9 protein-coding genes and 1 pseudogene are annotated in these 10,148 nt (G+C 37.6%); 6 read left to right on the forward strand and 4 right to left on the reverse strand.

Annotated features, from left to right (window positions below; translation table 11 throughout):
• Positions 1-42: 42 nt before the first annotated feature.
• Positions 43-957 (reverse strand): hydrogenase, encoded by a 915-nt coding sequence (locus ACM03V_RS31290; RefSeq protein WP_414624709.1) that lies wholly within the window; start codon positions 955-957, stop codon positions 43-45.
• A gap of 34 nt (positions 958-991) precedes the next feature.
• Here ACM03V_RS31290 and xisF point away from each other — a divergent pair, with 34 nt between their 5' ends.
• Positions 992-2,527 (forward strand): fdxN element excision recombinase XisF, encoded by a 1,536-nt coding sequence (gene xisF / locus ACM03V_RS31295; protein ID WP_414624710.1) that lies wholly within the window; start codon positions 992-994, stop codon positions 2,525-2,527.
• 387 nt (positions 2,528-2,914) lie between these two features.
• Here xisF and ACM03V_RS31300 read toward each other — a convergent pair.
• Positions 2,915-3,112, reverse strand: a pseudogene (locus tag ACM03V_RS31300) (hypothetical protein); the annotation flags it as partial.
• A gap of 186 nt (positions 3,113-3,298) precedes the next feature.
• Here ACM03V_RS31300 and ACM03V_RS31305 point away from each other — a divergent pair.
• A complete protein-coding gene (locus ACM03V_RS31305; protein WP_414624711.1) occupies positions 3,299-3,808 on the forward strand; it encodes an outer membrane beta-barrel protein in 510 nt (169 codons plus the stop codon).
• Positions 3,809-3,971: 163 nt separating this feature from the next.
• Here ACM03V_RS31305 and ACM03V_RS31310 read toward each other — a convergent pair whose 3' ends face one another.
• Positions 3,972-4,841, reverse strand: a complete 870-nt coding sequence (locus ACM03V_RS31310; protein ID WP_414624712.1) for a hypothetical protein — start codon at positions 4,839-4,841, stop codon at positions 3,972-3,974.
• Positions 4,842-4,880: 39 nt separating this feature from the next.
• Positions 4,881-5,828: a hypothetical protein gene (locus ACM03V_RS31315; RefSeq protein ID WP_414624713.1), complete on the reverse strand. Its 948-nt coding sequence runs from the start codon at positions 5,826-5,828 to the stop codon at positions 4,881-4,883.
• 456 nt (positions 5,829-6,284) lie between these two features.
• Here ACM03V_RS31315 and ACM03V_RS31320 point away from each other — a divergent pair, with 456 nt between their 5' ends.
• The 4 genes from ACM03V_RS31320 (at position 6,285) to ACM03V_RS31335 (ending at position 9,821) form a co-directional block, all read left to right on the forward strand.
• Positions 6,285-6,965 carry a hypothetical protein gene (locus ACM03V_RS31320; protein WP_414624714.1) on the forward strand — a complete coding sequence of 227 codons (681 nt, stop codon included), beginning with the start codon at positions 6,285-6,287 and terminating at the stop codon, positions 6,963-6,965.
• Positions 6,959-7,585, forward strand: coding sequence for a CP12 domain-containing protein (locus tag ACM03V_RS31325; protein WP_414624715.1), 627 nt, complete (start codon positions 6,959-6,961; stop codon positions 7,583-7,585). Before ACM03V_RS31320 ends, ACM03V_RS31325 begins: the two co-directional genes overlap by 7 nt.
• 125 nt (positions 7,586-7,710) lie before the next feature.
• Positions 7,711-8,613 (forward strand): hypothetical protein, encoded by a 903-nt coding sequence (locus ACM03V_RS31330; RefSeq protein ID WP_414624716.1) that lies wholly within the window; start codon positions 7,711-7,713, stop codon positions 8,611-8,613.
• Positions 8,614-8,990: 377 nt separating this feature from the next.
• Positions 8,991-9,821 (forward strand): DUF6920 family protein, encoded by an 831-nt coding sequence (locus tag ACM03V_RS31335; RefSeq protein WP_414624717.1) that lies wholly within the window; start codon positions 8,991-8,993, stop codon positions 9,819-9,821.
• Positions 9,822-10,148: the final 327 nt, after the last annotated feature.

The following is a 10,148-nucleotide window of genomic DNA, read 5'->3' on the forward strand; positions in this document are numbered from 1 at the left end:
GTTAAAAATTAATCATTATCTCCCATGCCCAATTCCCAAATTTTAGACTGTAAAAAAGTCTTCTTCTGCCCAAGCTGGCATTGAGTCTTTTGCTGCCATTGTTAAAACAGCGTAGTCTTTCTTATTTACTCCTGTTGGTAAATCTTTAGGAACTCCTAATACAGTTTGAGTTTTGAATACAGTTCCCGGTTTAAGATCGTAAAAGGGAAATTCTGGTTCGGTGCATCCCAAACAAGGTACTCCGGCGCGGGTTTTTGATGAGACGCGATTCCATAAGATGCGATTGCAGGAAGAATGAGTCATGGGTCCGCGACACCCAATATCATAAAATAGGCATCCTTTACGCTGACCAAATTCTGTGGTGGATGCTTTGTAAGCAAAATGTATGTTTCTCGTGCAACCTGTCTGTGTATATGTGTTGAAGAAAGTTTGCGGACGATGCAGGTCATCAAGAACAATATCGCCGATTCTGCCAGTTGCGATCGCGACCAAAATTTGAGTTATCCAGTCAGGGTGGGCTGGGCAGCCGGGAATATTTATCACGGGTAAACCAGACTTTGACCGAAAATCTTTACCTAAAAATCCGCCTTCTTCTCGTTTGAGATATTGCAATCCGGTTGAATCGGTGGGATTTGGAGCCATTGCGGGAATTCCTCCCCAGCAAGCACAGTCTCCCACCGCTACAACAAAATTGGCAACGTGAGCAAGGTCGCTCAACCAATCTTTCATCGGGCGATCGGCGAATCTATTCCATTCTCCCGTACCGTTGGGAGCATTGATTACAGAACCTTCAAAAACTAGAATGTCGAGAGGTTTTTTACCTAAAAGACATTCCCATAACATTGTCTGTAAATCAATACCCAACTCCATTCCTAAAGATGGATGCCATAGGACGTTAACGCCAAAGTCAGTTACTAAATCAACTGCCGTGGGTTCTTCAGCGTTTAGAAATGACATGGTATATTCTCTATAGAACAGAAATTAAAATGCCATGAACGAAAGATGGTTTTACGGTCGAGTATCTAGTATTGAGCAGCAAGAAGACCGAGATGCGCTTAAAAAGCAGTTAGAAAGAGGTAAAAATGCTGGATGTGCGCGTTTTTATTGGGATATCCAAAGTCGTACTACTGAAGTTCGCGACGGGCTACAACAACTTATTCACGATTTGAAAGCCGCTCCAAAAGGTACAGTTAGCGATTTGATTGTAACCAGAATTGACCGCATCGGTAGTTCGTCAAAATTATTTTACGGCTTAATGGAAGTATTGCGGAGTAAAGATATTAAGTTAATAGCTCTCGACCAAACTATTGATACCGAAAGTTTGGGTGGGGAATTAACAGTCGATATTTTACTTGCAGCATCTAAATTTGAGATAAAAATGTTGTCTAGCCGCGTCAGTGCCGAACGGAAGCACAGAATGGCACAGAGGAAAAGCCATAGGTTCGCTCCTTTAGGGTGGAAAGTAGTTAACGATAGTTACGTTAAAGATGAAAGTTGGTGCGTTTGTTTATTAGAGGAGAAGCGATGTTTTCGAGTTTGGGAATTAGCTTTATTCGTTTTTGAGGTATTGAATCAATGTGGTAGCGTCCGTAAAACTTGCGATACTCTTAATAAAAAGTTTGGGACTTCCAGTAAAGTTGAAGCCCGAAGTAGTAAGAAAACTAACAAACAAGTAATTGATAGAGAAAATTTAGATAAAGCTAATTTTTCATCAAATAAGAAGAATACTTTCAAAAGATACCCTTGGGGAAGTTTACAATGGTCCCCATCCGGATTAAAGAATTTTTTGGTTAACCCAGTTAACGCTGGGGGAACTCCTTTTAACGTGACAACCAAAAGTCCATCGGGAAAGCAATTAAACCATTTCGATAAATGGGATTGTAACTGGGATACTCATGAAGGAATTATCAGCCGCGAGCAGCACGAACAAGTTAAAAAGACTATTCGCTCTAATGCTAATAATCGTTGGGTTGGTAGTAAGAAAGTTAACCCTTTCGCCAATTTATTAAAATGCTCTAACTGTGGGGGAGCATTAACTCGCACATCCGGACAACTTAACAGGGGAGGTAAATTAATCCACTATTATCAGTGCAGCTATTTTCCCTTGGGAAGATGCAACCGTAAAGAAATGATTCGCAGCGATCATCTTGACGAACAAGTTGCAGATTTACTGGTAAAAGAAGCTACCAGACTTGCTGGGATGGTGAATTTAGGGGAAGAGAAGCGGGAAGAACCTACAGAAGTTAAAGAACTTAGAGAAACTTTAGCCGGATTAGAGAAATTACCTGTTAATCCCTTCGTAGAAAAAGCGAAAGATGGTATTCGCGAACAAATCGCTAGTATTCTTAGCTTAAATGAAAAGGTAACGACACACAGCTTATTGGTAAGAGAAGAATTATCCCAAATGTTTTGCGATCGCGAATTTTGGGAGACTAGGACACCAGATGATAAGAAGCGAATATTAAACAGGTTTGTTCGTCGCATTATTGTTGACAAGCGAATTGTTACAGGAATTGAGTTTCTTTAATTCCCTTTGGCGCACAAGTTCGCGCCATTCTTCAAGTTGCCTTGTCCAAAATTCTTTATCGGTTTCGATTTGCATAGTGACGGCGCTCTTTCTATTAAATATTAGATTAGCTTTGAGTGTGAATTTTTCTGTTAATAGCGAACTATGATAATTTTTTTGTTCGGGGAATGACTATTTCTTGTGTAACAGTGGTCAGTATTAGAATACAAAGTTTAAATTAATCAATACACATCATCAAAAATAATAAAAATTCAACTTCAAGCGAAAGCGTATATTTATTCACTCACAAAAAATATATAAATTAAATCTCAGAAGCTACACAATTTGTTCCAACGTGATGAATACTTATAAGACTTCTTAGGGAATTGATTTTAAAACCATCAAAACACGAGCTTCTCGTTGAATATTTCTAATATTTTGAACGCACTGTTCCACCGTAGCAGCCATTGCCTGGTGCATACTTTCTGAGTCAGAACCTTCAACAAAATAAGGGGTGTAGCCATAGCCCTTAAATAAATTTTCTATTTCTTCGTGTGAAATACGAGACAAAATTGTCGGGTTAGCAATTTTGTAGCCGTTGAGGTGCTGATTACAAAAAGCAACAGTTTTATATACTCACAAGTTTCTCATATTTTTTCGTTATCTTAAAAGTAGATAAGAGCAAATATTCCTTTCTATCGAATCAAGAAAATGTAGAACAAATCCTACATCAAGATAAATCTTTTAATTGATATAGCTAAGAATTAACTTAGTTTATATCGGGAGGATAATATGAGATTTCTTAATTTAGCAATCAGCCTGTTTGCTGCAACCTCCGTTATTCTTTCAGGCTCCATTGCTGCTGCTCAAACGGGTATGAATGGTAGTTATATCGGTGTTGGTGTCGCAGGAGGTGTTACTAGCGGCGGACAAGGAAACGATGGTGAAGTATTTGGTGGTAACGTTCAAGGACGTTATGCAATTCCTGAAACTCCAGTTTCTGCAAGAGGTGCGCTTTTATTCGGTGGAGATGCTGCGGCAATTATGCCAATGTTAACTATCGATTCACCTATTGCCGACAATACTAACCTTTACTTCGGTGCTGGTTATTCCTGGATTACAGACGAAGGCGACAACACCCCTCTGGGTAATAGGAATGCGGCTGTAATTACTCTTGGCGCAGAATCTGAAGTTAGCGATCGCCTTATCGTTTATGGTGATGCAAAATGGGGTATTGATGCCTATGAAAATAGCTCTGCTGATGCTGTTAGTTTGCAAGGAGGATTAGGTTATCGGTTCTAAATGATGAGTTAGTTTAGTTTGGTGTTTGCTTATGAATGAATTACAAGTGCGATTGGCTTTAAGTCAATCGCACTTTGATATTGTAATCTGCATACAAAAAAATAGGTTCGATAAATTAATCGGTTTAAATAATTGGCTTAATTAATTAAATAAAAATTTATTCTTAAAAGTTTTGCATAAATTTTATTGCTTTATTACAAGCAAGTAGTCGAGAAATTTCATCAACAAGTGACCCCATATAGAGTTTAGGCACATCAAACTTGGGTAAAATAATTTCTGCTTCTACTATGCCATATTCTTTTAAGTTAATAGTAGACTGTCTTCCGTGGTAAATATGAAAATTAATGCCTTTTACTGGTTTTAATGAGTAACTAGGATCACCTAAAGATTCGTGAAGCTTGGAAGCCTTTTGGAAAACTGGATTATTGTTAAAGTAAGTATCTACTTCTATATGAAGACAATCTTTCTTAACAAAATAATATTGTTCTTTTAGAGGTAATTCTAAAAACTCTTCTTCAGTCATGCCATATTTATGCGGATTAAAAACCTGCTTCATCTCAGACTCGAATACTTGATAAGATATTGCCTGAACAATAATTCCATCAACTATACATAGTTTTATATCATTCGATAAATATTGAAATTCATTACTGCTCACAACAACAAAAGGAAAAGATAAACTATGAGCTATTTTCAGTTTTAATTCAAAACTTTTTTTCCTTAAGTTATTAATATTATTGTTGCAATAGTATTTATTCCCAACATTGAAGCCTTGCTGCATTCCATCAAATTCTATACAAATCAAAGGCTCATCTTGATTATTACATAAAGTAAAATCAATACTTGTTTTTTTTAGATAATCAATTTGGTTATCTGTAATTTCTATTTTTTTTATTAGCTGGTCGTCAATATAAAAAATATTTAAGAACGGAAGATTATGATAGATATGATTGTTTTTAGACCACTGTTTACTAAGTTGATAATCAAAATTCCTTTCTGCTAAACTGCCAAAAACTTGTCTTTTAACCCCCATTCTTAAACTCCTCTATCACAAACTTCGTTTATGAACCTATTATGCTCTAACCTCTTCCGACATCTCAACCTCTTCCTTCATCACCCTCCAACCCGTATGAGAACCCATCTTACCGGCTTTCACAAATACCCAGCAGCCGCGTTGATAAGAATTTTTACCCGCTTCACATCTGGGTTTTACACCAATCAAATCTTCTACTTCTTCAGTAGTTAGCACCCAACCATTGTCCTGAGCGCGTTCTAATATATCCATATACCAAAGAGGATTTGACGGTTGCAGTCTTGAAAAAACAATATCTTCAAGGTTTCTCAATGACTGGGATATTTCTGCAAGGCTTTCATCAATCGGGAGCTTGGTTAAATCATCTAGTTGTGGTTCTCCTGGTGTAGTTTCTGGCTTTTGTTGAGGAATTTTTGTCACCGGCTGGTTGAATCTTTCAAAGTTTACAAAGCGGTTGTTTTTATCTAAACCAGTCAAGGAAACATCTTTCTGTAAGTTGGCTTTGAAATTATCAACTGGAACCAAATTGCGACCGATTTCTGCTGCTAGATTACTCAAAAAACGAGCGGCTTCTGCTTCATCACGTGTCGCCATTTGAGCCGCTACTTGCTTCATCATTTTTACTAAACTAGCGTCTATTAACTGTTCGTTTGCAGCTAATATATCTACTTCCGAACCACTAGGACAATCTAACAAGGATTGAATTAACTTTAGATAGGCTTGGGATTTTTCGTCACTACCTTGATGATGAACTGCTACTTCAAACAAGTGATTTATTTGTTTCGCCCAATGGTGTAAATACTTGGCTGCATCTGCTTTCCCCTCTCCTGCCATTTGTACTGCAAGTTGTTCGAGTACTTGTACCAATTCGGGAGTAACCAATTGTTCGTTGTGTTCTAATAATGTCCACTCTTCACCGTGGGGACAACCTAGCAGTTGTTCAACTAATTGTAGATAAGCTTGGAGATTTTGTTGTTTAATTTTCATGGTGAGTTTAATAATATTGATGTAGCTATAAGTAAATGTTTTTCGGCTTTTTCTGACTTTTTACCTCGTAAATCCAGAAGCACCTTAAATATTTCACGATTCTTCCGTTGTAAATAAAAAAAATGAGGAACTTGTGAGCATATTGAGATATCAACACCCCTCACAAGTTTCTCAAATTTATTACCTATAAATAAAAGATGATGTGCTTAAAAGAATGCAGGAACATCAATCGAAAAAAACATCCCAATTACGCGCTTTGCATTCGTGGAAATTTGATGGAATAATTACTGATTCTTAATTTGGGTTGCTGTTTAATCAGATACTCACAAGTTCCTCAAATTATTCATATATAACCAAAATATCGCTTACGAGGGCTAAAACAGATAAATCAAACCTTCTAAAGTCTAATTTTGACTTTTTACCCTTACAGCAAACCGAAGGTGGATGGAAAATATCATGCACAAGTATTATCAACTTAAAGAAAATAACAGCTTGAAGTTATGGGAAACATGGGTAATAGCAAATACCATTGCTCAAAGTCTAGGCTGGTTTATGGCTGCTTATCTTAGTCAAACAATCGATAAGTTCGGTAATCAAAATACATACCAAGTTTTGCTGTTATTGGGGACTTTGGAAGGATTTTTATTAGGCTTTGCTCAATGGTTGGTTTTACGTCGCTACATCCGACACGCAAGTTACTGGATTTTCTTTACAATAGCCGGAGTGCTTATATCTTGGTTCATGGGATTGACGGTAAGCGCTGTTATCGGACTTGTTTATGCAGCCAATCTCCATCAGAACATGGTAACGCTAATAGAAGAAGTCGCTTTACTAGGTGCTGCTGTCGGAACAGTAATCGGATATGCTCAATGGCTAATTTTCCAAACTGTAAATAAGCAAGCAATCTGGTGGGTATTTGCTAATGCTGTGGCTTTCGGGTTAGGCATGGTAATCGCTTTTATCGGTGCGGGAATTGATAAACCACTTGGACTCAACATTCATGCATCTTTGATTGCGGTAGCTACAGGTGCAGTAATGGGAATTGTCATTAGTTCGATTACAGGTATCGTTTTGGTTTGGCTATTAAAACCACGTTTGAGACATTATTCTAAATACCACGGAGGTGGATTATGTTGAGAGCAGCAGACATTATGACTACAGATGTTGCTACCGTTCGTAGTTCTGCAACTGTGGCAGAAGCAGTTAAATTAATGCAAGCCAGAGATTGGCACGCATTGATTGTAGAACGTCGTCACGAACAAGATGCTTACGGCATTATTACTGAAGCCGATATAGTTTACAAAGTAATTGCCTTTGGTAAAGATCCCTCTTTAGTGCGCGTGTACGAAGTTATGAGTAAACCATGCATAGTAGTCAATCCCGATTTAGGCGTGGAATATGTAGCACGGTTGTTTGCCCAATATCGTTTACTTAGGGCACCCGTGATTCAAGGAGAATTACTGGGTATAATTTCACTCGTCGATATCATTAATGAAAGTAAGTTTCTGGAATTACCTCGGATAGTAGTATTAGAACAAGAACTTCAAGATGCAATCCAAAAAGCCCGCATTGCTTGTAGTGAAACCTCTCCTCGTTCGGAAGAGTGTGCTATTGCTTGGGATATTGTTGATGAACTGCAAGCGGAAATTGCCCATCAAGAAGCAAAGAGAATTCCTAAAACTGCCTTTGAAGAATACTGCGAAGAATTTCCAGAAGCTATGGAAACTCGGATGTATGATTCTTGGTGTAGTGGTTGAATTGGGCATGGGGCATGGGAGTAGTTGATAATTATCTACCCTCACTACCCCTTATCTCCCCATCTCCCCATCTCCCCATAAGGGGCTTTACAGAAATTCAAACAGCAATGACTCAGGAATAAGCTATGAAATATTCAAAAATAAAATGGTTAACTTTACCGCTAATATCAATTTTTAGCGCTATTTTATTTGCACCAATATTTTCCACAATAGCTTTAGCACAAGCTGATATTGATATCAATCACGAAAATATTATTCGATTGGGTGGTGATGTTAGGGTTGCTAAAAATACAGTTGTAGATAACGCTCATGCTATCGGGGGAGACGTAACGATTGAAGAAGGTGCCAGAGTCAGACAAACGGCGATCGCCATTGATGGGGATGTGATTTTACAAAAAAATGCCCGCGTAGATGGTGATGCTTATGCAGTTGCAGGTGAAGTGATTGCGGAGGAGGGAGCTACTATTGCTGGTTCCTCCGGTACGCTGAGCGGATGGGGAGTTTATGGTACTAAAAGAAGAGGAATTAATAGCTTTTTAGTTCGCTATTTCTTTGGTAGTGCTTTTCATGTTTTTAAAATGATTCTAGGTGCTATTGTCGGTGTTTTAATTATTAAGTGGCGACCGAATTTTCTACATAAATTGGCAACTACTATTAATCAATATCCCTTACAAAGTGGAATATGGGGTTTATGCGGTTTACTTGCCATAATTGTATCAATAATTTTGCTCACAATTACCTTAATTGGAATTCCGCTATTACCCTTAGTTGGCTTGATGACTTATGTTGCAGTCATCATCGGAACTCTGGGAGTAGCTCTTTGGTTGGGAGAAAAAAATATGAAAGATAGAGAAAAAACGCCCGTACAACAATTTTTGATGGGAATGCTAATTTTAGGTTTAATCGGTTTAATTCCGTTATTAGGGGGATTAATGATGTCGGTAGCAAATATTTTTGGTTTTGGGGCATTTTTGTTTTTGCTATTAGATAATAATGGCGATACAAATAGAAAAATATTAGGTAATTAAGAGAGAAAAAATTGTGTGACAAACTGCATTATTTAACTACAGGAATGGCCGCAATTGTCACAATACTCGGCCGGTGCGTGACACTACAAACCCTATTACTACCTTTTAAATTAGTCAAAGTGTCACAGCAACGGCAATAACGGGAAAGGAAAATCCACACCCCGTTTTGCCTTCCCGACAAAGAAAATGTGCCGGTTGCGGCCATTGCTAAACTAAAAAATAGAGGTAAAAAAGATGTTTGTCATGTTGCTGCTCGTTACATTTATCATATCGTTCGTAGTTTGTGGAATTGTTGTTCGTATGTTCGGTAAACCAATCGACAGAATATTACGTCGAATTATTGTTTAATTGATTTAAATTGAGTTCGGGAGGTTGAAATGCGTCTCAAAATTTTACCAATTATTGCTGCATTAATTGCTTTCTCATTGATTGCTCTTTATCTTAAATTTTTAACGGAGCGTAAGGAAGTAAATAAAATTTGGCATTCCTTAGAAACAAGTCCAAGCAATTCTATTTTCACCACCGAAATGGTTGCAGAATTACCGCAACCCGTACAGCGTTACTTTCTCCACGCAATTGAACCAGGGACTTCCTTAGCAAATTCCGTAAAATTAAAAATGAATGGTAGTTTTAGGTTATCTCCAGATAAACCTTGGCTACCCATGCAAGCCGAACAAATTATCAGAGTATTCAAAGGATTTGTCTGGAAAGCCAAAATTGGTAGCGGTTTGATGAAGTTTATCGGTGGTGATTATTGCTTTAATAATTTTGCTCGAATGCGTTTTTCAATATGGGGAATTATCCGAGTTGTAAATGCTCATAATCAAGATATTACTCGTTCAGGTATTGGCAGATTTGCAGGAGAATCTTTCTGGCTACCTTCGGCTTTATTGCCGCAAAATGGTGTTAATTGGCGAGTGATTGATGATAATAATATCGAAGCCAGCATGAAAATTGATGGTGAACCTATAACTTTAACTTTTACTATTGACTCAAACGGTAAGCTGTTAAAAATGTTTGTGCTGCGTTGGGGAGATCAAACAGAGGATGGTAGCCATACTTATATTCCCTTCGGTGGAGAAGTTTTAGAAGAAAAGACATTTGCAGGATTTACAATTCCTTCTCGAATAAGTGCAGGTTGGTGGTTTGGTACAGACAAATACAGTAATTTTTTTCGCGCAAATATTGAACAAGCTGAATTTTGTTAAATCTCGGACATTTTCTTCACAAGTTTCTCATTATTTTGTTTTATTGTTGAAATATAAATAAGTCCTAGCTCAAGCGTTTTCTTAAATAGGACTTACGTATTTGTTTTTGAATCAGCCTTTAAGAGAAATATTAAAGTTGAAATATCTTCATGGAGGTATACATATGATAAGTGTATTGATTTTTATTCTCAAAAATAACGGAAAGAAAAATGTGCCTGCAAGAGATTTACCATTATCCTCCAGACCAATTAAGGATGGTGTCTTGGTAACAGTTGGTTGAGTCGATGTGTGGTATTATCCACAGCACCTCTCATTTAGATCCGTGCG

Source organism: Calothrix sp. CCY 0018 (assembly GCF_963920925.1).
In the GTDB taxonomy this organism is placed as follows: Bacteria; Cyanobacteriota; Cyanobacteriia; order Cyanobacteriales; family Nostocaceae; genus Rivularia.

What these genes read in the sequence shown, in the direction of transcription:
- ACM03V_RS31290 (WP_414624709.1), bottom strand. Translation starts at nt 957, where the DNA reads ATGTCATTTCTAAACGCTGAAGAACCCACGGCAGTTGATTTAGTAACT.
- xisF (WP_414624710.1), top strand. Translation starts at nt 992, where the DNA reads ATGAACGAAAGATGGTTTTACGGTCGAGTATCTAGTATTGAGCAGCAA.
- ACM03V_RS31305 (WP_414624711.1), top strand. Translation starts at nt 3,299, where the DNA reads ATGAGATTTCTTAATTTAGCAATCAGCCTGTTTGCTGCAACCTCCGTT.
- ACM03V_RS31310 (WP_414624712.1), bottom strand. Translation starts at nt 4,841, where the DNA reads ATGGGGGTTAAAAGACAAGTTTTTGGCAGTTTAGCAGAAAGGAATTTT.
- ACM03V_RS31315 (WP_414624713.1), bottom strand. Translation starts at nt 5,828, where the DNA reads ATGAAAATTAAACAACAAAATCTCCAAGCTTATCTACAATTAGTTGAA.
- ACM03V_RS31320 (WP_414624714.1), top strand. Translation starts at nt 6,285, where the DNA reads ATGCACAAGTATTATCAACTTAAAGAAAATAACAGCTTGAAGTTATGG.
- ACM03V_RS31325 (WP_414624715.1), top strand. Translation starts at nt 6,959, where the DNA reads ATGTTGAGAGCAGCAGACATTATGACTACAGATGTTGCTACCGTTCGT.
- ACM03V_RS31330 (WP_414624716.1), top strand. Translation starts at nt 7,711, where the DNA reads ATGAAATATTCAAAAATAAAATGGTTAACTTTACCGCTAATATCAATT.
- ACM03V_RS31335 (WP_414624717.1), top strand. Translation starts at nt 8,991, where the DNA reads ATGCGTCTCAAAATTTTACCAATTATTGCTGCATTAATTGCTTTCTCA.